Source organism: Streptomyces sp. Ru73 (genome assembly GCF_002920575.1).
Lineage (GTDB): Bacteria > Actinomycetota > Actinomycetes > Streptomycetales > Streptomycetaceae > Streptomyces.
In genome coordinates, this window is sequence record NZ_PQSQ01000020.1 from 61,648 (window position 1) to 86,883 (window position 25,236).

The 25,236-nt window shown below is 70.7% G+C and carries 28 protein-coding genes, 1 tRNA gene and 1 riboswitch; of the genes, 9 read left to right on the forward strand and 20 right to left on the reverse strand.

Annotation, left to right across the window (positions count from 1 at the left end; all coding sequences use genetic code 11):
- Positions 1-36 precede the first annotated feature (36 nt).
- From C3486_RS12340 to C3486_RS12350, 3 genes are all read right to left on the reverse strand, one after another.
- Positions 37-357: a multidrug efflux SMR transporter gene (locus C3486_RS12340; RefSeq protein ID WP_030614313.1), complete on the reverse strand. Its 321-nt coding sequence runs from the start codon at positions 355-357 to the stop codon at positions 37-39.
- 44 nt (positions 358-401) lie between these two features.
- Positions 402-467, reverse strand: a riboswitch (guanidine-III (ykkC-III) riboswitch).
- 116 nt (positions 468-583) lie between these two features.
- Positions 584-886, reverse strand: a complete 303-nt coding sequence (locus C3486_RS12345; protein ID WP_103832713.1) for a co-chaperone GroES — start codon at positions 884-886, stop codon at positions 584-586.
- 115 nt (positions 887-1,001) lie between these two features.
- Positions 1,002-1,322: a DUF3618 domain-containing protein gene (locus C3486_RS12350; RefSeq protein WP_103832675.1), complete on the reverse strand. Its 321-nt coding sequence runs from the start codon at positions 1,320-1,322 to the stop codon at positions 1,002-1,004.
- Between the two features lie 237 nt (positions 1,323-1,559).
- Here C3486_RS12350 and bcp point away from each other — a divergent pair, with 237 nt between their 5' ends.
- The 3 genes from bcp to C3486_RS12365 all read left to right on the forward strand — a co-directional run bounded on the left by bcp (position 1,560) and on the right by C3486_RS12365 (position 4,164).
- Complete coding sequence (gene bcp, locus C3486_RS12355) at positions 1,560-2,027, forward strand: thioredoxin-dependent thiol peroxidase (protein WP_103832676.1); 468 nt, start codon at positions 1,560-1,562, stop codon at positions 2,025-2,027.
- Between the two features lie 369 nt (positions 2,028-2,396).
- Positions 2,397-3,935 (forward strand): glycine betaine/L-proline transporter ProP, encoded by a 1,539-nt coding sequence (gene proP / locus C3486_RS12360; protein WP_103832677.1) that lies wholly within the window; start codon positions 2,397-2,399, stop codon positions 3,933-3,935.
- Between the two features lie 146 nt (positions 3,936-4,081).
- Positions 4,082-4,164 (forward strand) — tRNA-Leu (locus tag C3486_RS12365).
- Between the two features lie 74 nt (positions 4,165-4,238).
- On the opposite strand, the gene C3486_RS12370 is transcribed toward C3486_RS12365, so the two are convergent.
- The 5 genes from C3486_RS12370 to C3486_RS12390 all read right to left on the reverse strand — a co-directional run bounded on the left by C3486_RS12370 (position 4,239) and on the right by C3486_RS12390 (position 6,964).
- Positions 4,239-4,847 (reverse strand): XTP/dITP diphosphatase, encoded by a 609-nt coding sequence (locus C3486_RS12370; RefSeq protein WP_103832678.1) that lies wholly within the window; start codon positions 4,845-4,847, stop codon positions 4,239-4,241.
- Positions 4,848-4,907: 60 nt separating this feature from the next.
- Complete coding sequence (locus C3486_RS12375) at positions 4,908-5,354, reverse strand: hypothetical protein (RefSeq protein WP_258052735.1); 447 nt, start codon at positions 5,352-5,354, stop codon at positions 4,908-4,910.
- A gap of 154 nt (positions 5,355-5,508) precedes the next feature.
- Positions 5,509-5,670, reverse strand: coding sequence for an SCO1431 family membrane protein (locus C3486_RS12380; RefSeq protein ID WP_103832679.1), 162 nt, complete (start codon positions 5,668-5,670; stop codon positions 5,509-5,511).
- Between the two features lie 187 nt (positions 5,671-5,857).
- Entirely contained in the window at positions 5,858-6,589 is a 732-nt protein-coding gene (gene rph / locus C3486_RS12385) for a ribonuclease PH (RefSeq protein ID WP_103832680.1), read from the reverse strand.
- 141 nt (positions 6,590-6,730) lie between these two features.
- Positions 6,731-6,964 carry a glucose PTS transporter subunit EIIB gene (locus C3486_RS12390; protein WP_030250235.1) on the reverse strand — a complete coding sequence of 78 codons (234 nt, stop codon included), beginning with the start codon at positions 6,962-6,964 and terminating at the stop codon, positions 6,731-6,733.
- A 227-nt stretch (positions 6,965-7,191) separates the two neighbouring features.
- Here C3486_RS12390 and C3486_RS12395 point away from each other — a divergent pair, with 227 nt between their 5' ends.
- Both C3486_RS12395 and C3486_RS12400 read left to right on the forward strand, forming a co-directional pair.
- The gene (locus tag C3486_RS12395) at positions 7,192-8,502 is read left to right on the forward strand and encodes a PTS transporter subunit EIIC (RefSeq protein WP_103832681.1); all 1,311 of its coding nucleotides are present in this window, start codon (positions 7,192-7,194) and stop codon (positions 8,500-8,502) included.
- A gap of 205 nt (positions 8,503-8,707) precedes the next feature.
- On the forward strand, positions 8,708-9,961 hold the full coding sequence (locus C3486_RS12400; RefSeq protein ID WP_103832682.1) for a PTS transporter subunit EIIC: 1,254 nt from the start codon (positions 8,708-8,710) through the stop codon (positions 9,959-9,961).
- 68 nt (positions 9,962-10,029) lie between these two features.
- Here C3486_RS12400 and C3486_RS12405 read toward each other — a convergent pair whose 3' ends face one another.
- Entirely contained in the window at positions 10,030-10,782 is a 753-nt protein-coding gene (locus tag C3486_RS12405) for an MBL fold metallo-hydrolase (protein WP_103832683.1), read from the reverse strand.
- A 277-nt stretch (positions 10,783-11,059) separates the two neighbouring features.
- Between C3486_RS12405 and C3486_RS12410 the strand changes: the two genes are divergently transcribed.
- The gene (locus tag C3486_RS12410; RefSeq protein WP_103832715.1) at positions 11,060-11,587 is read left to right on the forward strand and encodes a type II toxin-antitoxin system PemK/MazF family toxin; all 528 of its coding nucleotides are present in this window, start codon (positions 11,060-11,062) and stop codon (positions 11,585-11,587) included.
- Positions 11,588-11,702: 115 nt separating this feature from the next.
- On the opposite strand, the gene C3486_RS12415 is transcribed toward C3486_RS12410, so the two are convergent.
- The 7 genes from C3486_RS12415 to clpS form a co-directional block, all read right to left on the reverse strand.
- Positions 11,703-12,653: a PLP-dependent cysteine synthase family protein gene (locus C3486_RS12415; protein WP_103832684.1), complete on the reverse strand. Its 951-nt coding sequence runs from the start codon at positions 12,651-12,653 to the stop codon at positions 11,703-11,705.
- Positions 12,653-12,931 carry a MoaD/ThiS family protein gene (locus C3486_RS12420; protein WP_103832685.1) on the reverse strand — a complete coding sequence of 93 codons (279 nt, stop codon included), beginning with the start codon at positions 12,929-12,931 and terminating at the stop codon, positions 12,653-12,655. The genes C3486_RS12415 and C3486_RS12420 overlap by 1 nt, the downstream gene beginning before the upstream one ends.
- Positions 12,932-13,105: 174 nt before the next feature.
- The gene (locus C3486_RS38760; protein ID WP_374936856.1) at positions 13,106-13,219 is read right to left on the reverse strand and encodes a putative leader peptide; all 114 of its coding nucleotides are present in this window, start codon (positions 13,217-13,219) and stop codon (positions 13,106-13,108) included.
- A gap of 148 nt (positions 13,220-13,367) precedes the next feature.
- Complete coding sequence (locus C3486_RS12425; RefSeq protein ID WP_030250248.1) at positions 13,368-13,802, reverse strand: Mov34/MPN/PAD-1 family protein; 435 nt, start codon at positions 13,800-13,802, stop codon at positions 13,368-13,370.
- A 67-nt stretch (positions 13,803-13,869) separates the two neighbouring features.
- Positions 13,870-15,348, reverse strand: coding sequence for an amino acid permease (locus C3486_RS12430; RefSeq protein ID WP_258052736.1), 1,479 nt, complete (start codon positions 15,346-15,348; stop codon positions 13,870-13,872).
- Positions 15,349-15,682: 334 nt separating this feature from the next.
- Complete coding sequence (locus tag C3486_RS12435; RefSeq protein WP_103832686.1) at positions 15,683-16,282, reverse strand: DUF2017 domain-containing protein; 600 nt, start codon at positions 16,280-16,282, stop codon at positions 15,683-15,685.
- Positions 16,282-16,593, reverse strand: a complete 312-nt coding sequence (clpS, locus tag C3486_RS12440; protein WP_103832687.1) for an ATP-dependent Clp protease adapter ClpS — start codon at positions 16,591-16,593, stop codon at positions 16,282-16,284. Before clpS ends, C3486_RS12435 begins: the two co-directional genes overlap by 1 nt.
- 82 nt (positions 16,594-16,675) lie before the next feature.
- Here clpS and C3486_RS12445 point away from each other — a divergent pair, with 82 nt between their 5' ends.
- Both C3486_RS12445 and C3486_RS12450 read left to right on the forward strand, forming a co-directional pair.
- A complete protein-coding gene (locus tag C3486_RS12445; RefSeq protein WP_103832688.1) occupies positions 16,676-18,004 on the forward strand; it encodes a nicotinate phosphoribosyltransferase in 1,329 nt (442 codons plus the stop codon).
- A gap of 259 nt (positions 18,005-18,263) precedes the next feature.
- Positions 18,264-18,860 (forward strand): isochorismatase family protein, encoded by a 597-nt coding sequence (locus tag C3486_RS12450; protein WP_103832689.1) that lies wholly within the window; start codon positions 18,264-18,266, stop codon positions 18,858-18,860.
- 29 nt (positions 18,861-18,889) lie between these two features.
- On the opposite strand, the gene C3486_RS12455 is transcribed toward C3486_RS12450, so the two are convergent.
- On the reverse strand, positions 18,890-19,216 hold the full coding sequence (locus tag C3486_RS12455) for a hypothetical protein (protein WP_103832690.1): 327 nt from the start codon (positions 19,214-19,216) through the stop codon (positions 18,890-18,892).
- A 192-nt stretch (positions 19,217-19,408) separates the two neighbouring features.
- Positions 19,409-21,802: an immune inhibitor A domain-containing protein gene (locus C3486_RS12460; protein WP_103832691.1), complete on the reverse strand. Its 2,394-nt coding sequence runs from the start codon at positions 21,800-21,802 to the stop codon at positions 19,409-19,411.
- A gap of 333 nt (positions 21,803-22,135) precedes the next feature.
- Here C3486_RS12460 and C3486_RS12465 point away from each other — a divergent pair, with 333 nt between their 5' ends.
- The gene (locus C3486_RS12465; protein WP_103832692.1) at positions 22,136-22,426 is read left to right on the forward strand and encodes a hypothetical protein; all 291 of its coding nucleotides are present in this window, start codon (positions 22,136-22,138) and stop codon (positions 22,424-22,426) included.
- 12 nt (positions 22,427-22,438) lie between these two features.
- On the opposite strand, the gene C3486_RS12470 is transcribed toward C3486_RS12465, so the two are convergent.
- Together C3486_RS12470 and C3486_RS12475 are read right to left on the reverse strand one after the other, a co-directional pair.
- On the reverse strand, positions 22,439-23,209 hold the full coding sequence (locus tag C3486_RS12470) for an RDD family protein (RefSeq protein ID WP_103832693.1): 771 nt from the start codon (positions 23,207-23,209) through the stop codon (positions 22,439-22,441).
- 175 nt (positions 23,210-23,384) lie between these two features.
- Positions 23,385-25,076 carry an RDD family protein gene (locus C3486_RS12475; protein ID WP_103832694.1) on the reverse strand — a complete coding sequence of 564 codons (1,692 nt, stop codon included), beginning with the start codon at positions 25,074-25,076 and terminating at the stop codon, positions 23,385-23,387.
- Positions 25,077-25,236: the final 160 nt, after the last annotated feature.

Here is a 25,236-nt window from a genome sequence, read left to right on the forward strand (position 1 = left end):
CCGACAGGGCAGGCGGCGGCCTCCGGAGCACGGCACTCAGTGCCCGGAGGTCGCCTTCAGGCCCACCACGGCCACCAGCAGCAGACAGATGAAGAAGATCCGGGCCGCGGTCGCCGGCTCACCCAGCACCACCATGCCCACGACGGCCGCGCCCGCGGCGCCTATGCCCACCCACACGCCGTACGCCGTACCGATCGGCAGCGTCTTCGCCGCGTAGGACAGCAGCGCCATGCTCGCGACGATGCCCGCGCCCGTGAACAGGCTGGGCCACAGCCGGGTGAACCCCTCGGTGAACTTCATCCCGATCGACCAGCCGACCTCCAGCAGACCGGCGACCAGCAGCAGAATCCATGCCATGACGGCACCTCCGTGACAAGCGCGCACATGCGCGCATCTACAGGGGTGCGTCGTCTTGTCGTGACCCGGTACGGCGCGTCTCGTCGGGATGCCACCGACCATAGCAAGGCATGGCGAAACGGGCGGTGACACCGGTCACCGCCCGCGGAACAAGCTGGTCAGGGCCTTACTGGACGGACAGGGGAACGCACCGGTACGGCGCGCGAGGAGACGAACCGGGACCGGCTCAGAGGTACAGCCCCGTGGCGTCCTCGGCGCCCTCCAGGCGCTCCGCCGCCACCGCGTGCAGATCGCGCTCCCGCATCAGCACGTACGCGACGCCGCGCACCTCCACCTCGGCACGGTCCTCCGGGTCGTACAGCACCCGGTCCCCCGGCTCGACGGTACGGACGTTCTGCCCCACCGCCACGACCTCGGCCCACGCGAGGCGACGGCCGACGGCGGCCGTCGCCGGAATGACGATGCCACCGGTCGAGCGCCGCTCGCCCTCGGTCGTATCGGTACGGACGAGCACCCGGTCGTGCAGCATCCGGATCGGCAGCTTGTCGTGGGTGTCCTGAGTGTTGTTCGGGCTCACGCCAAGACCGTACCTGCACCGGGCCGACCGGCGGACCCCGGCCCGGTGCTGCACGCGCGCGGAGCGCCTACGAACGGCGCTTGCGTGCGCCCATCGCCAGCAGCCCCACCAGCCCGACCGCGACCAGCGCCACCGGAACGATTCGCTCCATGCGCGGCGCACCGTCCTCCGACACCAGCTGCGAGCGGACGTCGGAGACCGCACGATTGGCGACCACGTACGCCCGTCCGGCCGTACGGTCCACGGCCGCGGCCGCCTTCGCCTTCGCGTCGCCGACGATCGTCTTGGGGTGCAGCCGCACGCCGATCTCGTCGAGCGTCACGGCGAGCTCCTGCCGCCGGCGGAGAATGTCCGCCTCGATCTGCGCAGGGGTCCTGGCATCCGACACCGCGCTGCCTCCGTCGTTTCGGCCGGTGAATACGGGTTCTCACGGGTTCCTGATGGACAGTCTGTCAGCTCGCCCCCCGTCCCGCTCCACGGCACCCCCGATCAGCGCGCCCACGCGGCGTACAAAGAGCCGAACCGGCCGCCGCCGGAAGGGGCTGTCGGCGCGGCTCAGTAACCTCGGACGGAACACGCGACCACCGCGGCCGGCACCCCCGCCGGCCCACCCCTGAGGAGAGCCATGAGCGAGCGACTGCAGCCCGGCGACACCGCCCCCGCCTTCACCCTCCCCGACGCGGACGGCAAGCAGGTCTCGCTCGCCGACCACAAGGGCCGCAAGGTCATCGTCTACTTCTACCCCGCGGCCCTCACCCCCGGCTGCACCAAGCAGGCCTGCGACTTCACCGACAACCTCGACTTCCTGGCCGGCCACGGCTACGACGTCATCGGCATCTCCCCCGACAAGCCCGAGAAGCTCGCGAAGTTCCGCGAGAAGGAGGACCTGAAGGTCACCCTCCTCGGTGACCCCGACAAGTCCGTCCTGGAGGCGTACGGCGCCTTCGGCGAGAAGAAGCTCTACGGCAAGGTCGTCACCGGCGTCATCCGCTCCACCGTCATCATCGACGAGGAGGGCAAGGTCGAGCGCGCCCTCTACAACGTCAAGGCCACCGGCCACGTCGCCAAGATCATCAAGGACCTGGGGCTGTAGGGAACCGCTCCGCCCGGGCTCCACCGGGCCCCACGGCACAGCTGCCGCCCGCCGGACAGATCACGGGACCGGCCGTCCCGGCCACGGGACCGGCCCTCCCGGTCACCGGCGGGCGGCAGCGCCGCGTTCCGGCCCCTCTTCCGCTTCCCAGCCCGTCCGGGTTTCCCCACCACCCCGCCGGCAATCCCCCCGTCCCGCCGCAGGCGCAAACCCGCCACACCCGCCCTAAACGGCCCACACCGAGTGACGAATCTCGCGTTCTGCCGCCAAAGTGGTTTGACCGGCTCCGTAACCGCGCAGACGCCCCTTTCGAAACGAGCCCACCGCGCACGCACGCGCGCGGACCGACCGAGCGAGAGGACCGCACTCGTGACGACCGGCAGCACCGATGCCACGTCCGGGACAGAACTGGACCCCGAGGCGGTCAGGCGCCATCGCACGCTCTTCCGCGCCATCAACCGCCGCAAGAACCCCAAGCTCCGCCGCACGGACATCACCATCACCGACGAGAAGGTCGTCAAGCGCGCCGTGAAGGCCGCCGCCGTCGGTAACGCGATGGAGTGGTTCGACTTCGGCATCTACAGCTATCTCGCGGTCACCATCGGCCAGGTCTTCTTCCCCAGCGGCAGCGACACCGCGAGCCTGCTGTCCTCGTTCGCCACGTTCGCCGTGGCGTTCCTCGTCCGACCCATCGGCGGCGCGTACTTCGGACCCCTCGGCGACCGCATCGGCCGCAAGAAGGTCCTCGCGCTCACCATGATCATGATGGCCGTCGGCACCTTCTGCATCGGCCTGATCCCCTCGTACGCCACCATCGGCTTCTGGGCACCGGTCCTGCTGATCCTCTTCCGCCTGGTCCAGGGCTTCTCCACCGGCGGTGAGTACGGCGGCGCCTCCACCTTCATCGCCGAGTACGCCCCCGACAAGAAGCGCGGATTCTTCGGCAGCTTCCTGGAGATGGGCACCCTCGCCGGCTACACCGGCGCGGCCGGCCTGGTCCTCCTCCTCAACACCGTGCTCGGCTCCGACGTCATGCGCGAATGGGGCTGGCGCCTGCCGTTCCTCGTCGCCGGCCCGCTCGGCCTCGTCGGCCTCTACCTGCGGATGAAGCTCGACGAGACGCCCGCCTTCCAGAAGCTGGAGGCCAGCCAGACGCACAGCGCCTCCGGCTCGGTGGCCGAGGAAGAGGCGGAGTTCTCCCACCTCTCCGAGAACCAGCCGAAGAAGAAGATCGGCGAGATCTTCTCCCAGCAGTGGCCCGCCCTCGTCCTCTGCATCTGCCTGGTCGGCGCGTACAACATCACCGACTACATGCTGCTGTCGTACATGCCGACGTACCTGACCGACACCCTCCACTACAAGGAGTCGCACGGCCTCCTGGTGCTCCTCGGCACCATGGTCGTCCTGATGCTGGTCATCAACTTCGTCGGCCGCCTCAACGACCGCTTCGGCCGCAAGCCGCTGCTGATGGCCGGCATGCTCGGCTTCTTCGTCCTCTCCATCCCCTCCTTTCTGCTGGTGGGGACCGGCGACCTGGTGCTCATCTGCGTCGGCATGCTCCTGATGGGCTTCTCCCTGGTCTGCCTCCTCGGCACGATGTCGGCGGCCCTCCCGGCCCTCTTCCCGACCAACGTCCGCTACGGCTCGCTGTCCATCGGGTACAACCTCTCCACGTCGCTCTTCGGCGGCACGACCCCCCTGGTCATCGAGGCCCTGATGGCCGGCTTCCACGGCAACCAGATGATCCCGGCGTACTACGCCATGGGCGCGGCCCTGGTCGGCGTCATCGCCGTCCTCTGCATGAAGGAAACCGCCCAGCAGCCCCTGGAGGGCTCCCCGCCCTCGGTGGCCACCCACGAGGAAGCAGTGGAGATCGTCACCTCCCAGAGCCCGGACCCGCGCTTCTGACTCCCACCCCGCCGAGAACTGCCCCGGCCACTCCGGCCGGGGCATTTCCTTCTCCCGGCCTGTGCGGGCCGCCCAGTTGGGGGCCGCGAATCCGAGCGGGGTTCGGGCATCAACGCAGCCGTCAGCCGGTAGCATGCTGGCTACTGGCGGCCGTGATGGAATTGGCATACATGCTGGTTTTAGGTACCAGTGGGTTACACCCATGTGGGTTCGAATCCCACCGGCCGCACGTCGTGCACGGCACGCGAAGGCCCGGTCCCCTCTCCGGGGCCGGGCCTTCGGTGTGGGTGGGGTGGCTGCGGGTCAGGCCAGCAGTTCCCTGATCACCGGGGCGAGGGCGCGGAATGCCTTGCCTCGGTGGGAGATGGCGTTCTTTTCGTCGGCGGTGAGTTCGGCGCAGGTGCGGGTGTCGCCCTCCACCTGGAGGATCGGGTCGTAGCCGAAGCCGCCGGTGCCGGCGGGGGCGCGGCGGAGGGTGCCCTCCAGCTTGCCCTCGACGACGCGTTCCGTGCCGTCCGGGAGGGCGAGCGCCGCGGCGCAGGCGAAGTGGGCCGCGCGGTGCTCGTCGCCGATGTCGGAGAGCTGCGCGAGGAGCAGCTCGAGGTTGGCCTGGTCGTCGCCGTGCCGGCCGGCCCAGCGGGCGGAGAAGATGCCGGGCGCGCCGCCCAGGACGTCGACGCAGAGGCCCGAGTCGTCGGCGACGGCGGGGTGGCCGGTGGCCCGGGCGAGGGCGTGGGCCTTGAGGAGGGCGTTCTCGGCGAAGGTGACGCCGGTTTCCTTCACGTCGGGGACGTCCGGGTACGCGTCGGCGCCGACCAGCTCGATGTCCAGGTCGGCTTCGGTGAGGATGGCGCGGAGTTCGGTGACTTTGCCGGCGTTGCGGGTGGCGAGGATCAGGCGCTGGTGCTTCATGGTGAGCGATTATCCCGGTCGGGGCCGGCCCTCACGCGAGAGCCTCGCCTGCCCGCTTCCTCAGCCGGGGGTGCAGATCTTGGTGAGTTCCGAGGCGGCGGAGCTGATGGGGGCGGTGTCGGGGGTCTTGCCCTGGTCCAGGGCCTGCTGGGCGTCCTTGACGCCGCGGGTCAGGTCGTCGACGGCCTTGCCGATGTCGGCGTTGTCGGTCTTGTCGCCGAGCGCGTCGAGGTTCTTGTCGATCTTGTCGAGCGCTTGCTGGGCCTCGGCCGGGTTGTCGGCGCCGCCGGCGAAGGCCTGCTGGAGCTGGTCGACGTTCTGCCCGATGGCGGCGGCGGTCTGGGCGCAGTCCATGGCGGTCTCGACCGCGCCGCAGGCGGAGAGCGCGGGGAGGGCCAGTGCGACCGCCGCCACGGCGGAGGCTGCGGTCAGGGCCGTACGGCGAGCGGGCCGTACGGCGGCGTCCGGTCCGGAGGCGCGGCGGCGGGCGAAGCGGTGCGCGGACATGGGCAGGGCCCTCCCTTTGGCAATGAACAGGTAAAGGGAGGAACGCGTGGCGCGCGGTTTTGGTTGCCGGTCCCGGCAAATTCGCGGCGCGGGGACCGGCACGGGCGTCCGTACGCCGCGGGTCGGCACCTCGGAAGAGGCGGTGACCGGTGTCTCAGAAGAGGCCGGTGAGGAGGCCGGTCTGGGTCAGGAACATGGCCAGGACGACCACGAGGGTCCAGCCGAGGACGTGCTCCATCCAGGGATTGTCGTCCTTGGGGCCCCCGGTGCGGGCGGCGGGCGCGTCGAGGGCGGCGGCAGCGGCTTCAGCAGGCATGACGGTGTGTTCCTCGTCGTGGGGAGCTGGGACGCGCACCCCGTAGCAGTACGGGGAGATACGGGGCGCATGTCCCACCTTGCGCCTGCGTCGCGGCCATTCCTAGAGATGCAGATCCCACGAGGGGAACGTCACAGATCACCGGGGCGGGCCCCGGTGATCCCTGCGCGTCCGGCTGACCTGTCCGTCAGAGCGTCCGGTCCAGCGCCGCCCGCTGCGCCTTGTCCAGCTCAGTGCAGCCGGTGACGGCGAGGTCGAGGAGCGCGTTGAGCTCGTCGCGGGCGAAGGGCTCGGCCTCGGCGGTGCCCTGGACCTCGACGAAGCGGCCGTCGCCGGTGCAGACGACGTTCATGTCGGTCTCGGCGCGCACGTCCTCCTCGTAGCAGAGGTCGAGGAGCGGCGTGCCGTCGACGATGCCGACGGAGACGGCGGAGACGGTGCCGGTCAGCGGCTTGCGGCCGGCCTTGATGAGCTTCTTGCCCTGGGCCCAGGCGACGGCGTCGGCGAGGGCGACGTAGGCGCCGGTGATGGCGGCGGTGCGGGTGCCGCCGTCGGCCTGGAGGACGTCGCAGTCCAGGACGATGGTGTTCTCGCCGAGGGCCTTGTAGTCGATGACGGCACGGAGCGAGCGGCCGATGAGGCGGCTGATCTCGTGCGTACGGCCGCCGATCTTGCCGCGTACGGACTCACGGTCGCCGCGGGTGTTGGTGGAGCGCGGGAGCATGGAGTACTCGGCGGTGACCCAGCCCTCGCCGCTGCCCTTGCGCCAGCGCGGTACGCCCTCGGTGACGGAGGCGGTGCAGAAGACCTTGGTGTCGCCGAAGGAGATGAGGACGGAGCCCTCGGCGTGCTTGCTCCATCCGCGTTCGATGGTGACGGGGCGGAGCTGTTCGGGGGTGCGGCCGTCGATACGAGACATGGAGTCGACCCTATCGGGAATGCCGAAGGCCCCGTTCCGGTGCGTGCGATGCGTACACACGTGCGGACGGGGCCTCGGCGGGAGCCGCGGGCGCGCTGCGGCCGGAGCCGCGCTCACCGCGGCGGGAGCCGGCGGCTCAGCTCACATCATGTCTTCGATGTCGGCGGCGATGGGGTCCGCGTCGGTGCCGATGACGACCTGGATGGCGGTGCCCATCTTCACGACGCCGTGGGCGCCGGCGGCCTTGAGGGCTGCCTCGTCGACGAGGGAGGGGTCGACGACCTCGGTGCGGAGGCGGGTGATGCAGCCTTCGACCTCTTCGATGTTGTCGAGGCCACCGAGCCCGGCGACGATCTTCTCAGCCTTGCTGGCCATGTCCACTCCTGCTTGTCTCGGCCGTCGGCGGTTGTGCCGAAGGATTCCACACGGTAACGCACGTTCAGCCCTGTTGGACGGGCGTTTGTCCGCTGCCTGGCGAATGATGGCGACCACCCGGTGGTGCGTCCGGGGGAGGCCCCGTAGCGCCACTACGAATGGTCTACACCACCAGTATGCGGCAAGCACGAGCCGGCCGTCGCGGGGCCGGCGGCCGGGAGGATGCGATGAGTTCGGACGCGGCGGCGGCGCCGAGGAGGAAGTGGGGCGGCGGGCTGTTCCAGGGCCTGCAGAAGATGGGGCGCAGCCTGCAGCTGCCGATCGCGGTGCTGCCGGCGGCGGGCATCCTGAACCGGCTCGGGCAGCCCGACGTCTTCGGCACGGACGGGCTGGGCTGGGAGGACGTGGCGAAGGTGTTCGCGGGCGCGGGCAGCGCGCTGCTGGACTCCTCGCTGGGCCTGCCGATGCTGTTCTGCGTCGGCGTGGCGATCGGGATGGCCAAGAAGGCGGACGGGTCGACGGCGCTGGCGGCGGTCGCGGGGTTCCTCGTCTACTACTTCGTGCTGCACCAGTTCCCGGAGGACTGCACGGGCGGCGCGACGTTCGTGAGCGGCGGGCCGCTGGGCGGCGCGTGCGTGGCGAAGGACGGTACGGGGACGCCGGCGTCGTACCAGAACCCGGGCGTGTTCGGCGGCATCGTGATCGGGTTGCTGTCGGCCTGGTTCTGGCAGCGGTACCACCGTACGAAGCTGGTGGACTGGCTGGGCTTCTTCAACGGGCGGCGGCTGGTGCCGATCATCATGTCGTTCGTGGCGCTGGCGTTCGCGGTGGTCTGCCTGTTCGTGTGGCCGCCGATCGGTGACGCGCTGACGAGCTTCAGCAAGTGGATGGTGGATCTGGGTTCGGCGGGCTCCGGCATCTTCGGCGTGGCCAACCGTGCGCTGCTGGTGATCGGGATGCACCAGTTCCTGAATACGTTCATGTGGTTCCAGTTCGGTGATTTCACCAAGCCGGACGGGACGGTGGTGCACGGGGACATCAACCGGTTCCTGGCGGGTGATCCGTCGGCGGGCCAGTTCACGTCGGGGTTCTTCCCGATCATGATGTTCGCGCTGCCGGCGGCGGCGCTGGCGATCACGCACTGCGCGAAGAAGCACCGGCGCAAGGAGATCGCGGGCATGATGCTGTCGGTCGGCCTGACGTCGTTCGTCACGGGGATCACGGAGCCGATCGAGTACTCGTTCCTGTTCGTGGCGCCGGTGCTGTACGTGCTGCACGCGGTGCTGACGGGCGTGTCGATGGCGGTGACCTGGGCGCTGGGCGTGCACGACGGATTCAGTTTCTCGGCGGGTCTGATCGACTACGTCATCAACTGGAGCCTGGCGACCAAGCCGTGGCTGATCATTCCGATCGGGCTGTGTTTCGCCGTCGTCTATTACGCGGTCTTCCGCTTCGTGATCACCAGGTTCGACCTGGCGACGCCGGGGCGGGAACCGGAGGAACTGGGCGAGGAGATCGAGCAGCAGAACGTGAAGTAGGCACTGCCCTGCGTGACGCGGACGGCCCGGGAACTCGGCATTCCCGGGCCGTTCGCCATGCGGTGGTCACGGGTGCCGTAACGATCAGGAAGAATGGATTCCTTTATGCCATGACGACATGCTAAGAATGGTCTAAACCACTGAGTGGTGTAGACCAGACTGCGGGCCGCCTTCCCCCCGAGCCCGCCTCACCAGGAGGAATCCGATGAGTACGGCCACCGCCGACAAGGCGGCTCCCGCGAAGAAGCGGGGATCCGGCCTGTTCCAGGGCCTGCAGAAGATCGGTCGCAGCCTCCAGCTGCCGATCGCCGTCCTGCCCGCCGCGGGCATCCTCAACCGTCTCGGCCAGCCCGACGTCTTCGGTGACAAGGGGCTGGGCTGGACCGAGGTGTCGAAGGTCTTCGCCGCCGCCGGCGGTGCGGTCTTCGACAACCTGCCGCTGCTGTTCTGCATAGGCGTGGCCATCGGCTTCGCCAAGAAGGCCGATGGCTCCACGGCGCTGGCCGCGCTGGTCGGCTTCCTGGTCTACGACAACGTCCTCAAGGCCTTCCCCGTCGAGGAGGGCCACGTCGACCACGGCAAGTGGGTCGAGCCGGTGGTGAACAACCCCGGCGTGCTCGGCGGCATCATCATGGGCCTGCTGGCCGCGGTCGTCTGGCAGCGCTACCACCGCACCAAGCTGGTGGACTGGCTCGGCTTCTTCAACGGCCGCCGGCTCGTGCCGATCCTCATGGCCTTCGTGGGCACCGCCATCGGCGTGATCTTCACCCTCATCTGGGAGCCGATCGGCGACGCGATCTCCAGCTTCGGCGAGTGGATGACCGGCCTGGGCGCCGTCGGCGCCGGCCTCTTCGGTCTGATCAACCGTGCGCTGATCCCGATCGGCATGCACCAGTTCGTGAACGCCGTCTCGTGGTTCCAGCTCGGTGACTTCACCGACGCGGCCGGCAAGGTCGCACACGGCGACATCGGCCGCTTCTTCGCGGGCGACCCGACCGCCGGCCAGTTCATGACCGGCTTCTTCCCGATCATGATGTTCGGCCTGCCCGCCGCCGCGCTGGCCATCGCGCACTCCGCACGCCCCGAGCGCCGCAAGGTCGTGATGGGCATGATGGTCTCGCTGGCGCTCACCTCGTTCGTCACCGGCATCACCGAGCCGATCGAGTTCGCGTTCATGTTCATCGCGCCGCTGCTGTACGCGGTGCACGCCGTACTGACCGCCATCTCGATGGCCGTGACCTGGGCGTTCGGCGTGCATGCCGGCTTCACCTTCTCGGCCGGTGCCATCGACTACGTCCTGAACTGGCACCTCGCCACCAAGCCGTGGCTGATCATCCCGATCGGCCTGGTGTTCGCCGCGGTCTACTACGTCGTCTTCCGCTTCGTCATCCAGAAGTTCAACCTCCCGACGCCGGGCCGCGAGCCCGAGGAGGAGGTCGAGGACCTCACGAAGGCGTGAGGCCTCGGCCGTGACGCGACGAGGCCCCCGGAACCGCAGGGTTCCGGGGGCCTTCGGTGTATGCGGGGTCAGATCTCGTACACCGCGCCCGCCTTGGCGACCTCCACCGGGCCGTTGAAGACCTCCTGGGCGTCGCGGAGGTTGACGCCGGGGTCGGTCCACGGCGGGATGTGGGTGAGGACCAGCCGGCCGGCCCGGGCGCGGGCCGCGTGCTCGCCCGCCTCGCGGCCGTTGAGGTGCAGGTCGGGGATGTCCTCCTTGCCGTGCGTGAAGGACGCCTCGCAGAGGAAGAAGTCGGTGTCCTCGGCGAGCGAGTGCAGCGACTCGCAGATGCCGGTGTCGCCGGAGTACGTGAGGGAACGGCCGCCGTGCTCGATGCGGAAGCCGTACGCCTCCACGGGGTGGCTGACCCGCTCCGTACGGATCGTGAACGGGCCCACGGTGAAGGTGCCGGGGGCCAGCGTGCGGAAGTCGAAGACCTCGCTCATGGCGTGGTCGGTGGGCAGATCGGCGTGCGCGGCGGTCAGCCGCCGCTCGGTGCCGGCCGGGCCGTAGACCGGCATCGGGGCGCAGCGGCCGCCGTCGGGGCGGTAGTACCGGACCACGAAGTACCCGCAGAGGTCGATGCAGTGATCGGCGTGCAGGTGGGAGAGGAGTACCGCGTCGAGGTCGTAGAGACCGCAGTGGCGCTGCAGCTCGCCGAGGGCACCGTTGCCCATGTCGATGAGCAGCCTGAAGCCGTCGGCCTCCAGGAGGTAGCTCGAACAGGCCGATTCCGTCGAAGGGAACGACCCCGAGCATCCGACGACAGTGAGCTTCATAGGGGCGTGAACCTCCGGGGGCGGGGCGGTGCGGCGGGTCCATGCGGGGCTTGGGCCGTGCTCGGCCGGTCCGAACCAGTCGTTGCAGTGCCCACGAGGGTAAGGCGCGAAAGGGCCGGTGGCTCCTCCAGCGGGGCGAGCTGTGGGCGGAATCACCAGTCCGGGTGGGCCTTTGTGCCGGGCGGGACGGTGGCCGGTACGGTCGGCTGACGAGGAGATCCACCGCGGCGGCGGGCGGCGACGCACGACGTACGCGGTGACGGGCGAGGAGGCGGGCGTGGACACCTCATGGTGGCCGGCGGTGCTGGCCGTTGTGGTGCTGGCACTGGTGGCGGCGGTCGTCGACGGGCTGGCCCGCTCGGGCCGCCGTCCGAAGCGCGGCGGCCGGGGCCCCGCGCGCCGACCGGGGCGGGGCGGCGGACGCGGTACGGCACCGGAATCGCGCCGCCCGGGCGACCGGCCGGTCCGTACGCGGCCCGGCGGCGGCCGGCGCGGGGTGCCGGAGCCGGGCGAGATCTGGTGGGCCATGGTGCCGTTCGAGGACTCGGCCGGGAAGAAGGACCGGCCGTGCCTGGTGCTGGCCGTACGGGGCGGCTCGGCGCGGGTCGCGAAGATCACCAGCCGGCACCACGCCGAGCGCCCTGGGGTGATCCCGCTGCCGCCCGGCACGGTGGGCGACGCGCGCGGCCGCCCGAGCTTCCTGGAGACGGATGAGCTGCGGGACGTGGCGCTCGCCGACTTCCGCCGCCGCGCGGGCACCGCCGACCCGCGCCTGTGGGACCGGGTCCGCCACCTGGCCGGGTGACCACGGGCCGCACGCAGACCGCCGGGCCGTACGACGACACCGGCCCCCGGACAGCGCGAAGGCGCCCGGCCGCAGGGGGCGGGCGCCTTCGGGAGCGGACTTCAGCGGGGTGCGGTCACGCCCACAGCTGGCCGTGCAGCGTCTCGATGGCCGCCTCGGTGCTCTCGGCGGTGTAGACGCCGGTGGAGAGGTACTTCCAGCCGCCGTCGGCGACGACGAACACCACGTCGGCGTTCTCCCCCGCCTTGACGGCCTTCTTCGCGACGCCGATCGCGGCGTGCAGCGCCGCACCGGTGGAGATGCCCGCGAAGATGCCCTCCTCGGCGAGGAGTTCGCGGGTGCGGCGCACCGCGTCCTCGGAGCCGACGGAGTAACGGGTGGTCAGCACGGACTCGTCGTAGAGCTCGGGGATGAAGCCCTCGTCGAGGTTCCGGAGGCCGTAGACCACGTCGTCGTAGCGCGGCTCGGCGGCCACGATCTGCACGCCGGGTACCTGCTCGCGCAGGTAGCGGCCGACGCCCATGAGGGTGCCGGTGGTGCCCAGGCCCGCCACGAAGTGGGTGACGGAGGGCAGGTCGGCGAGGATCTCGGGGCCGGTGGTGGCGTAGTGCGCGCCCGCGTTGTCGGGGTTGCCGTACTGGTACAGCATCACCCAGTCGGGGTGCTCGGCCGAGAGTTCCTTGGCGACCCGGACGGCGGTGTTGGAGCCGCCGGCCGCCGGGCTGGAGATGATCTCCGCACCCCACATGGCGAGCAGCTCGCGCCGCTCCTGCGAGGTGTTCTCCGGCATGACGCACACGATGCGGTAGCCCTTGAGCTTGGCCGCCATGGCGAGCGAGATGCCGGTGTTGCCGCTGGTCGGCTCCAGGATGGTGCAGCCGGGGGTGAGCCGGCCGTCCTTCTCCGCCTGCTCGATCATGTGCAGCGCGGGGCGGTCCTTGACGGAGCCGGTGGGGTTGCGGTCCTCCAGCTTGGCCCAGATCCGTACGTCGTCGGAGGGCGACAGCCGCGGCAGGCGCACCAGGGGGGTGTTGCCTACCGCGGCGAGCGGGCTGTCGTACCGCATCAGCGGGAGCCGCCGGCGACCGCGGGGAGGATCGTCACGTTGTCGCCGTCGGCGACCTTCGTGGTGATGCCGTCGAGGAACCGGACGTCCTCGTCGTTCAGGTAGACGTTGACGAAGCGGCGCAGCTGCTCGCCCTCGACCAGGCGGTCCTTGATGCCCGCGTGCCGGGTCTCCAGGTCGTCGAAGAGCTCGCCGAGGGTGTCGCCGCTGCCCTCCACGGCCTTCTGGCCGTCCGTGTAGGTACGCAGGATGGTCGGGATTCGGACCTCGATGGCCATGAGGATGCTCCTGATGTCGGCTGGCTGGGCGCTTGCCGGGCGGGCCGGAAGCGAGTCTGGAGTGCGCCGCTGCGGCGCGTCGGGCGAGGGCGTCCTGGGACGCGGGCGGGGCGTACGTTCAGGGCCCGCCGGCCGTCTCGGCCGGAAGCCTGTCCTCCGGACAGACGGAACCGGTCAGCCGGCTGCGCAGCGCGGACAGATCGCGCTGGCGAGGCGGCACAGGTCGACGTGCAGCCGCGCCACGAGCAGCAGGCTCGGGGTCTTCTCGCTCACGTCGTGGTCAACCATGCGGTCATCGTATCGATTCCCGGTCCGGGTTCTGGAACCCGGTCTCGGGATGCGGACGGACCGTGCACACAGTGTGGGACGGGGTCATTCGGGGCGCCCCGGCGGGCCGTGCGCCGCCGGGGCCGTTCCGTGCGGGAGGTGACGGGCGTCACGCGTACGCGTCGACGACCTCGACCTCCTCCTCGGTGATCACTCCGTCCACGATCCGGTAGGACCGGAACTGGAACGGGCCCGCGTCGTCGGTGTCCGCGGTGGAGACCAGGACGTAGTGGGCGTTCGGCTCGTTCGCGTACGAGACGTCCGTGCGGGACGGGTAGGCCTCGGTCGCGGTGTGCGAGTGGTAGATGACGACGGGCTCCTCGTCCCGGTCGTCCAGCTCGCGGTAGAGCTTCAGCAGGTCGGTGGAGTCGAACTCGTAGAACGTGGGCGACCGCGCCGCGTTCAGCATCGGGATGAACCGCTCGGGACGGCCGTCGGCGGGCGCCGGCGTCGGGCCGGCCAGGACCCCGCAGGCCTCGTCGGGGTGGTCCTTGCGGGCGTGCTCGACGATCTGGTCGTAGAGGGCCCGGGTGATGGTCAGCATGGTGACCAGAATAAGCATCGGGCCCGTACGTACCATCAGGTGATACGTACGGGCCCGGATGCTGGACTCAGAGGGTGTCGCCGGGGTGGTGCGGGATGCTGTCGACCGGCCGGTGGCCGCGACCGCCCCCCTTGAAGACGTCGGGGTCCTTGCGCTTGATGATCAGGTAGCCGACGCCCATGATCGCGGCCCACACCGGCGCCGCGTAGAGCGAGATCCGGGTGTCCGGGTCGATGCCCATCATCACGATGACCATGGCGATGAAGGCCAGCGCGAAGATCGAGGTGTACGGCGCGCCGATGGCCTTGAACTCCGACTGCGGCAGCTCGCCGCGGTTGGCCTTGGCCCGGTAGCGCAGCTGCGAGAGCAGGATGACGATCCAGGCCCACATGCCGGAGATGGTGGCGAAGGAGACGACGTAGTTGAAGGCGTCACCCGGCCACTGGTAGTTGATCCACACGCCGACCAGCATCATCGCGACCGAGACGCCGGTGCCGGTGGTGGGCAGGCCGTTCTTGCTGAGCCTGGTGAAGAACTTCGGGCCCTGGCCGTTGCGTGCCAGGTCGCGCAGCATGCGGCCGGTGGAGTACATGCCGGAGTTGGCGGAGGACAGCGCCGCGGTGAGCACGACGAAGTTCACGATGCCGGCGCCGGCCGGCAGGCCGATCTTGGCGAAGGCCGCGACGAAGGGGCTGACGCCCGGCTCGAAGGCGGTCCAGCTGACCACGGACAGGATGATGATCAGCGCGCCGATGTAGAAGAGGCCGATCCGCCACGGCACGGTGTTGATGGCCTGCGGCAGGACCTTCTTCGGGTTGGTGGCCTCGCCCGCGGTGACGCCGACCAGCTCGACGGCGAGGAAGGCGAACATCACGATCTGCAGGGTCATCAGCGTGCCGCCGATGCCCTTGGGGAAGAATCCGCCGTGCGACCACAGGAGGCTGAAGGAGGCGGTGTCACCGGCGTCGGAGAAGCCGAGCAGGATCACGCCGAGGCCGATCAGGATCATGCCGACGATGGCGGTGACCTTGACCATGGAGAACCAGAACTCCAGCTCACCGAAGATCTTCACGGAGATCAGGTTGATGCCGAAGAGTGCGACGGTGAAGACCAGTGCGGACACCCATTGCGGGATGTCGTGGTTCCAGTACTGGATGTACGTCGCGGCCGCCGTGACCTCGGTGATGCCGGTGACGACCCAGAAGAGCCAGTACGTCCAGCCGGTCACGAAGCCCATGAAGGGGCCCAGGAACTCGCGCGCGTACTCCGAGAAGGAGCCGGACACCGGGCGGTACATGAGCAGCTCGCCCAGGGCCCGCATGATGAAGAAGATGACGAGTCCGACGATGGCGTAGGCGAGGATGATGCTCGGCCCGGCCTTCGAGATCGCCTTGCCCGCCCCCAGGAACAGGCCCGTTCCGATGGCGCCACCAATGGCGATCATCTGGATCTGCCGGTTTCCCAGTCCGCGCTGATAGCCCTCTTCGGGGGCAGATCCGTCGGCGTCGGCGACGCCGTGCTGATTTTCGACCTGCGCTGAGGTCATGAGTGGTGCGCCTTTCTCCATTCCGACCCGGTCTGTCCGGATCGGGTCCCGATCCCCCCGGATGGAGTCCTGCACGCCGACGGTCGGCCGGCGAAGCGCTCCCGCGGCGACAGGGGTGGCGTCACCGACGGCAGGTCGAGGATTTTTACCACGCCCACTGGGGATGTACTACCGGGGCACGGCGGGGCACAACGGTGAAAGTAGGACAAAATTCAAAAGGCGCAGGAAGACCGAGTGGCACCGTCATGCGATCGTTATCCGGATTTGAGCATCCGCTGAGCGAACACCTTCCCGTGCGTAGCCGGGCGTGCCGTACCGGTGACGAAACCGCCGGTCAGGGCATCAGCGTCTCGATCAGACTCTCCTGCAGCCCGCCCAGCCAGAGGTACGCCATCGCCATCGGCTTGCGCGGGTCCTCGTCCGGCAGGCCGATCAGCTCGCTGCCGTCGTCCTCGTCCGTGACCTCCAGCCGGGTGCCGATCGCCAGCCGCAGGTCGTTCAGCGCGCCCAGCCACTGCTGGGACTCGTCGGGCTTGAGCCGCAGCACGGCGCCCTCGGCGCTCTTGCCGCCCCCCGTGGACAGCGCGTCCAGGGAGCGGACCACCGCGAGGGCGTCCTCGCGCTTGCGGGCCCGCAGGTCGTTCTCGGTGAAGCGGCGGAACTCCGCCGAGGCGGCGCGCACGTCGTCGTCCGGCACGTGGTCGGGGCCGCCGTAGGCGTCGGGGAAGAGCCGGGCCAGTGCCGGGTCGGACGGCGGCTCGCTGGGGCCCTCGGCGAACAGCGCGTCCAGCGGGTCCCCGCCGTCAGCGGGCTCGTCACCGGGGCCCACCAGCTCCATCAGCTGGACGGCCAAGCTGCGCAGGATGGAGATCTCGACCTCGTCGAAGGCGGCCGCCGCTCCCCCGCCGGGCAGGGCTTCGAAGTGGCCGGCCATCAGCGGTCCTGCGTGAGGGTCGCCCAGAGGCCGTAGCCGTGCATCGCCTGCACGTCGCGCTCCATTTCTTCGCGGGTACCGCTGGACACGATCGCGCGGCCCTTCCGGTGGACGTCGAGCATGAGCTTGCGCGCCTTCTCCTTGGAGTACCCGAAGTACGCCTGGAACACGTAGGTCACATAACTCATGAGGTTGACGGGGTCATTGTGAACGACGGTCACCCAGGGCACATCGGGCTCCGGCGCCTCGAAGGGCGCCTCCGTCGTTTCCGGGCGTTCGATCTCCGTCGGTGCGACACTCACGGGTTCCATGCTGCCACCCGGAGGGGACGCGCGCACAAATGACCCGGGGAAATCGTCAATGTGACGAGTAAGGGAGGTAGCATCTCCTCCTATGAACACAGCAGACCTGGGGCTGCCGGTGGCCGTGCCGTCGACTGCGCTCTTCACCGACCAGTACGAACTCACCATGCTGCAGGCCGCGCTGCGGTCCGGCACCGCCGACCGCCGTTCGGTCTTCGAGGTCTTCACCCGGCGGCTGCCCGAGGGCCGCCGGTACGGCGTCGTGGCCGGCACCGGACGCCTGCTCGACGCGGTGGAGAACTTCCGCTTCGACGACACGATCCTGGACTTCCTCACCGGCCGGGGCATCCTCGACGACGAGACCCGCCAGTGGCTCGCCGACTACCGCTTCCGCGGTGACATCTGGGGCTATCCGGAGGGCGAGGTCTACTTCCCCGGCTCGCCGATCCTCCGCGTCGAGGGCACCTTCGCCGAGGCGGTGCTCCTGGAGACGGTGGTCCTCTCGATCCTCAACCACGACTCGGCGGTGGCCGCCGCCGCGTCCCGGATGTCGGCCGCGGCCGGCGAGCGCCCGCTGATCGAGATGGGTGCCCGGCGCACCCACGAGCTGGCCGCCGTGGCCGCGGCGCGCGCCGCGTACGTGGGCGGCTTCCACACCACCTCCGACCTCGCGGCCGGCTTCCGGTACAACATCCCGACGGCCGGCACGAGTGCGCACTCCTTCACCCTGCTGCACGACAACGAGCGGGACGCGTTCACCGCGCAGATCGACAGCCTCGGCGCAGGAACGACTCTGCTGGTGGACACCTACGACGTCACCGAGGCGGTGCGTACCGCCGTCGAGGTGGCCGGGCCGGGTCTCGGCGCCGTCCGCATCGACTCCGGCGACCTGCTGCTCCTCGCCCACCGGGTGCGCCAGCAGCTGGACGAGCTGGGCGCGACGGACACCAAGATCGTGGTGACCAGCGACCTGGACGAGTACGCCATCGCCTCGCTGGCCGCGGCCCCCGTGGACGCGTACGGCGTCGGCACCCAGCTGGTCACCGGCAGCGGCCACCCGACCGCCTCGATGGTCTACAAGCTGGTCGCGCGGGCCGACAGCGACGGCCCCGACGCGCCGCTGCGGCCGGTCGCGAAGAAGTCCATGGGCGGCAAGGCGTCCCAGGGCGGCCGCAAGTGGGCGGCGCGGCGTCTGGACGAGCACGGCGTGGCGGAGGCCGAGGTCGTCGGCACGGGCCCGGTGCCCGAGGAGCTGGCGGACCGGCAGCTCCAGGTGCCGCTGGTGCGCGGCGGCGAGGTGGTCGCCCGCGAGCCGCTGGACGCCGCGCGCGACCGGCACATCGCGGCCCGCGCCGGGCTGCCGATGTCGGCGATGCAGCTGTCGCGCGGCGAGGCCGTGCTGCCGACGGAGCACGTCTGAGGAGGCGGCCGGGGCACGGGACGCCTCATGGGTACCTCGGTACCTCTCTGCTGCCGACCGGGGCAGGGGCGCGGCGGGGCGCATCACCACCCCGTCTTGCGCCTCTGGCCTGGCGATGTGTCGCTGACCGCCGTGCAGCGCCCACTCCCGCACCGGCGGGTGAGTGGCTACCCTCGGTCACATCGGCGCGTGCCGTAGCCCCCCACTGGTTCCACAGCCGCCACAGATTCCCCCCATTTCCCATCCGGAAGGCCGCACCATGCACCGGGCATTGATCGTCGTGGACGTACAGAACGACTTCTGTGAGGGCGGCAGCCTCGCGGTGGCGGGCGGCTCGGACATCGCCGCAGCCATCACCGACCTGGTGGGCGAGGCCGCGGGCAGCGGGTACCAGTACGTGGTCGCCACCCGTGACCACCACATCGACCCCGGTGACCACTTCTCCAGCCGCCCCGACTACGAGCACAGCTGGCCGGCGCACTGCGTCGCCGGGACCGAGGGCAGCGGCTTCCATCCGAACTTCGCGCCGGCCATCGTCTCCGGCGCGATCGACGCGGTCTTCTCCAAGGGCGAGTACGCCGCGGCGTACAGCGGCTTCGAGGGGGTGGACGAGAACGGCACCTCGACGGCGGACTGGCTGCGGGCACACGACGTGACCGAGGTGGACGTCGTCGGGCTCGCCACGGACCACTGCGTGCGGGCCACGGCCCTGGACGCGCTGCGCGAGGGCTTCCGCACCCGGGTCCTGCTGGACCTGACGGCGGGCGTGGCCCCGCACACGACCGAGGCGGCGGTCGCGGAGCTGCGCGAGGCCGGGGCCGAGCTGACCGGCAAGCCGGTGGTCAGCGGGGGCTGAGCCACCGGCGACGGCCCGCCGCGGCGCTCCTAGAGCGTCTCCGGGACGGCCGGGCGGAGCAGTGCCCGTATCGGGTGCCAGGACTCCGTGTCGTCGTCCGGGGCGCCGCGCCAGACGAGTCCGTCGGGGTGGTGGAGTACCGCGGTGACCTCGTCCGGCGTGGGCGGCTCGGTGTTGCCGCGCAGGTAGACGGCGCGCAGCCCGAGGTTGCGCAGCCTGGTCAGGGCGCGCGGGCGGTTCTGCGCGTGAACGAGGACGCGTACGCGGTGGCCGTTGCCGCCCGGTCTGGGCAGCGAGAGGGCCACCACCACGCTTCCGCCCGGAAGCCTGATGAAGCCGGAGCCGGTCAAGGTCATGTTTCCCCCGTGCATGGTCGGTGCAGCGGTCGGTGCCTGGTCGTGCGGCCCGCGCACGCCGGGTCAGGGCATGCGGCGTCATCCCCTCGTGAGACTGCGTGTCAGCAAGAAGGCCGCAGGAGGCATCTAAACGCGATCGGCCGCCGCCCGCTAGGGGGTGACGGCCGATACGTCTCTGACCTGCGACTTTACTTACTTCTTCGTCGCGGGTCCGACCTGGAGGACCACGGTGGAGCCGTCGTGGGCCTCCTTCTCGATCTTGATCCGGGTGTTGGTGTCAGGAACGATCACGCCACCGGTCGGGTTCGTCTTGTCGTAGTACGTCCCGTTGCGGTCGTCGAAGACGGTCACGCCCTTCTGCGCCGGGATGCGGACGGCCTTGCCGTCCTTGTGCAGGGTGATCGCGTCGGTGCGGGCGCGGGTGAAGGTCGAGTCGTAGGTCTGGAAGCGGTTGCGCATGAGCTTGCCGTCCGCCCACTTCGTGGCCTTCGGGTGCGCGTCGACCGGGAGGATCTGGCCGGCGCCCGGGTGCTCGCCGACGTTGTTGTCGGTCTGCGAGGTGTCCCACAGCCAGATCAGCACGCCGTTCTGGAAGGGGAAGTGCTCGACCCAGTTCGGCCGGGTGGAGGCGAAGCCGAAGTTGTACGGGCCGGTCTGCAGGGTCTTGTCGTACGAGACGTACTGGCGGTTCTCGGCGAGGTAGTACTGCGGGTAGTCCTTGGTGAAGGACTCGCCGATGCGCGAGAAGCCCTTGGCGGTCCAGCCCGCGTCGTCGCCTTCGGCGCCGTCGGTGAAGAGCGGCTTGCCGTCGGCCGTGATGCTCAGCGCGTCGGCAGCGAAGCCCTTCTGCGCCACGCCGCCGTCGGTCTGGTAGCGGAACCGCAGGTCGATCTTCTTGCCCGCGTACGCGTCCAGCGGGTAGACGAGGTCCTGGTAGGCGTCGACGGTGCCGGTCAGCGCGGGCTTGTCACCGGCGTCGCGCGGGATCGCCCGGCCGTTCGCGGTGCCGTCCACCGGCGTCCAGTTGGCGCCGCCGTCCGTGGAGACCTCGGCGTACAGGTAGTCGTACTCCGCCTCGATGTCCCACCAGCCCTTGAGGCTCAGCGACGCCTTGGTCTTGCCGGTGAGGTCGACGGACCGGGTGAGGGTGTTCTTCAGGTCGTCGCCCATGCCGCTCCACCACTGCTTCGAGCCCTCGGCGGGCTTCACGACCGAGGTGGTGACGGCCTTGTCCGGCAGCTCGACGACGAGCGCCTGCTTGTGCTTGGTGTTGTACTCCGCGACGCCCAGCTTGTGCGAGGACTTCGTCGCCGCCTTCGCGGTGCCGTAGTTGAGCCAGCCCAGCTGGAGCTTGTCCCAGGCGCTCATGTCGCCGGGCAGGTCGCCGATGGCGTCCTTGCCGCGGCCGAGCCAGGAACCGGAGGACATCAGCGACCAGAAGTCGACGGAGGACTCGCCGGTGCCGCCGGTGTCGTACTCGTCCGGCAGGCCCAGGTCGTGGCCGTACTCGTGGGCGAAGACGCCGAGGCCGCCGTTCTCCGGCTGCATGGTGTAGTCGCCGACCCAGATGCCGGTGTCACCGATCTGCGCGCCGCCGGCCTTGTTCTCCCCCGGGCCGGTCTTGCCGGCGTCCGTGCCGTACGCGTACCAGCGGTGCGCCCAGATGGCGTTGGTGCCCTGGACACCGCCGCCCGCGGACTCGTCCTCGCCGGCGTGCACGATCTGGAAGTGGTCGATGTAGCCGTCCGGCTCGTTGAAGTTGCCGTCGCCGTCGTAGTCGTAGCGGTCCCACTGGTCGTACTGCGCCAGGTCCGCCTTGATCTGCGCGTCGGTGCGGCCCTTGGCCTTCTGGTCCTTCGCCCACTGGTTCACGCCGTCGCGGATCAGGTCCCAGGCGTTGGAGCAGTTGGTCTGGCCGCAGTAGTTGGAGCCGTAACGGGCCTCGTTCCAGTCGACCTTGACCCAGTCGGATACCTCGCCCTCGACCGAGTAGCGGCCCGAGGACTGCTTCTCGTAGTACTTCGCCAGGGACTCCTTCTTCTTGTCGTGCGAGAAGTAGAGGTCCTGGTAGTGCTGCTGGTTGAAGTCGGGCTGCCAGTCCGTGCTGTTGTCCGTCGCACGGTCCGGCTCGGCTATCTCGTTGTGCGCGGGGCCCGCCTCGCCGCCGTACTTCTTCACCGGCGGCTTGGGGCCGTCGCCGTCCGGGTCGTACATCGTGGTGTTGTCGACCTTGCCGCCGAACTCCACCAGGATGGTGAAGATCTTGTCGGTCTTCTCCCGGGCCAGTTCGACGTACTTGTCCTTGCCCAGCTTCACGACCTGCGAGCCGCCCCGCTTCGTGGCCTTGGCGTCGCCGGATATGACCTGGCGGAGCGCCTCCTCGCGCTGGGCCTCCTGCCGGTCGCTGAACGGCCCCTTGAGGTCGTGGTCGACCGTCCGCCCGGCGGCGGCCGGGTCGTTCGGCGGGCTCGCGGCCGTGGTACGGCCCTCGGCCTGCGCCGCCCCGGACGCAAAAACGGCCGCCCCGATCGCGGCGGTTGCCGTGGCCAGGGCGGCCGATCTGAACAGCAATCTCTGGGATCTCACGTTGCGCTGTCCTCCCCTAGAACGAACGGTCGTTGGAGGAATTTGACCGGAACGCCGGGGGAAAAGACAGACCTTGATTTGCACACGTCAGCGAAGTACGTTACTCGGCTCGCCGCGTGCGAGTATCGGACGGCCGCGCCTCACGGGCGGCCCAACGGGCGCGCCATAAGGGGCCGTTGCCCGGACGCATGAACCGGTGCGCCCCCTGTGCTTCGGGACCGTGGGTCAACTCACGCTTACCGGACGTTCCGCTCGGGCAGTAAGGACCGTAGAGTCTTTTGACGGCGCGCCATGTCGACTCCCACCCCTGATGCTTCCGAGGACGGACCCGCCATGCCTCGACCGACTGCCGCACAGATCGCCTACGGTACGGCCACCGTCGTGCTCTCCACCCTCGCCATGCTGCTGCTCTCGCAGACCAGGGCGGGCATCGGTGTCGCGGTCATCGCCCTCGCCGGGCTGGGACTCGGCCTCCTCGTCGCGGTCACGGCGCCGCTGCCCCGCTCGGTGCGGGCCCGCCGGACGCGCGCCGCCGCCCCACAGGTGCGGCCCGAAGGCTTCGTGGGACGGCGTACGTCGCCGACCCGGCCTGCCGAGGCCCGGGTCGGCGAACACTCCCGGTAGGACGCGCGGCGGTCAGGCGGTGGAGACCACCACCGTGCGCCCCGCCTTGTCGTGCAGGCACTGCTGGTACGGCTTGTCCCAGGTGCACCACAGCACGTTGAGCAGCCAGAAGATCGTGCCGCAGCAGGGGATGACCTCGGGCAGCGTGTAGACGGCGGCCCGCACCCAGCCCGCCTGGGCTGTGGGGATCGCCCCGTTCTCCAGCATCGCCACCCTGATCTTCATGGCCATCTTCCCGACGGTCTGGCCGCGGGTGGTCAGCATGATGCCTTCGTAGAGCAGATAGGCCAGCATCGTGACGCCGGAGACCACGCTCTGCTTGCCGCTCTCGTTCGTCGCGGTGTAGTCCACGCCGCCGACGATGAACCACATGATCAGGCCGACCGGCACGCCGATGAGGATGCCGTCGATGATCCGCGCGACCAGCCGCCGGCCGCGACCCGCGAGGGGCGGCATTCCGGCGAGCGGATCGGGCGCACCGTAGGGATCGCCACCGCCGTAGGGCCCGCCGCCGTACGGACCACCGCCGTACGGACCGCCGGGCGGCGGAGGGCCGCCGTAGGGACCGCCACCGCCGGGCGGCGGGCCGCCACCGTAGGGGCCGCCACCGTAGGGGCCGCCACCGCCGTACGGACCGCCGGCCCCGGGCGGGGGGCCGCCGGGCGCGCCGCCGTACGGGTCGCCGCTGTTCGCGGGCGGCTCCTGCGGATGCTGCGGCTTCTTGAGGAACGGGTCGTCTTCCGGCGGCTCGCCGGATCCGGGCCTCGGCTGGTCGGTACTCATGGCCCGAGTCGACCGCGTACCACCGGTCGCCGCATCCGGCGTGCGCCGTTCGGGGGAAGTGCGGCGCGCCGGACAGTGGTGCGCGCCGTGCGCGGGCGCGTCCCGGTGCTCCCGGGCGCACCCGTACGCGCCGGGGCAACGGGCCGGGCCGCCTCCAGCAGCCCGGCCCCGGGACTCAGCCCTCGGCCACGAACGTCCGGGCCGCCTTGTCGTGCCAGCACTGCCGCCAGGGCCGGTCGACCAGGCACCACAGGACGTTCACCACGCCGACGACCAGCACCCCGAGCACGCCGTAGACCAGCCAGCGCTTGAGCGCGGCGGCGAACTCCGGGGTGTCGTGGCCCTCGATGTCCAGCACCCGCACGCCGCAGACCTTCTTGCCGAGCGTGAAGCCCCACTTGGCCATGGGCAGCGCCTCGTAGAGCAGCCCGACGACCAGCAGGACGGCGATCACGATGGCCAGGTAGCCGCCGGTGGTGCCGTCGAGGAGATACACGGTGGTCTGCACGCCGGACTGCTTCGCCGCCTCGACCTTGGCGTCGATGTGGTCGGCGGCCGCGTTCCACAGCGGCACGGCGACGCCGGCGAGCAGCCCGCCCAGCACAACGGTGTCGATCAGCCGCGCGGCGATCCGGCGGCCGAGCGGGGCGGGCCGCCCCTGGGCCTGCGCGGCCTGGAGGAAGGGGTTGTCGGCCGGCGGCTTCCACGGGATGACGCTCTCGGGGGCGCCGCCCTGCTGCGGGGCGGCCGGGCCGGGCTGCGGTGCCGACGGGCCGGACTGCTGGGGGTAGCCGTACCCGCCCTGCTGCGGGGCCGACGGACCGGGCTGCGGATAGCCGTAGCCGCTCTGCTGCGGGGCCCCGGCGGCGGACCCGGCCTGCTGCGGATAGCCGTAACCGCCCTGGTTCGGGACGGACGGGGCGCTCTGCTGCGGGTAGCCGTAACCGTCCTGGCGGGGCTGGGCCGGCGGCTGCTGCGGGGCCGGGTGCTGCGCGGCCGGGGCGCCGGCCGCCGGTCCGTCCTGCCGGGCGCCGCCGCGGTCCAGCCGGATCGCCATCGTGCCGTCGGCCGGGGGCGTGCCCTGCGCCGCCGCGCCCTTCTTGTCCCCCGCGGCGCCGGGGCGTACGGCGCGGATCGCCACGGTGCCGTCGGCGGGCGTGCCGGGGCCGACCGCGCGGATGGCCATGGTGCCCTCCGGGACACCGGCCGCGGGCTGCGCGGCGTCCTCGGTCTGCGGCGCGCCGGCGGTGTCCCCGGCGTCCGCGCGCTCGGCGTCCTTGCCGGCGGGCGCCGCACCGGAACCTTCCTGCTCGCCGCCCCCCGCGCCGTCCGCCGCCGGGTCGCCCCATGCCTGGCCCCCGGCGGGCGCGCCGGCGTCGTCGCGCTGCGCGGGAACCGCGCCCCAGGAGACCCGGCGGTCCTGCTCGCCGCCGAAACCGGCCTGCTGGGAGGCGTCGGCCTGCCACGACGCCGCGGCCCCGGGGCTGTTGCCGTGCAGCCGGCGCGGGTCGTCCCAGTCGGCGGCGGGCGGCGTGTCCACCTCGCCGCGCTCGCGCACCGCGAGCGCGTCCCCCTCGGCCGCCGGGCCGTCGACCTGCCCGGAGTCCTCCTCCTCGTCGAAGAAGACCGGGCCGGTCTCCTCGGCGGCGGCCGGCTGCGCGGCGGCCGGCTGCGCTGCCGCGGGCGGCGCGACGGCGGCGCCCGGCGGCGGGGCCGGCATCGCCTCGCCCTCGGCGGGCGCCGGGCGGCTGGTGCCGGGCACCCAGGCGGCGCCGTTCCAGTACCGGATGTAGCCGGGGATGGACGGATCCGGGTAGTAGCCGGGTGTGGGGCTGCCGCCGGCGGATCCTGACGAAGGCGCGCTCATGTCCAAAGGTCCCGTATCTGTGTTCGGCCTGCTGGGGGGCGGGTGGGGCTAGTGCAGTCTGCCGCAACGCAGCGTCCACATCTATCAGACGGGGGGTGGTCGCCGGGTATGTCCCGGCTCCTGACCCCTCGGAAGAGGGGCGCGAAAAAAGTTGTACGAA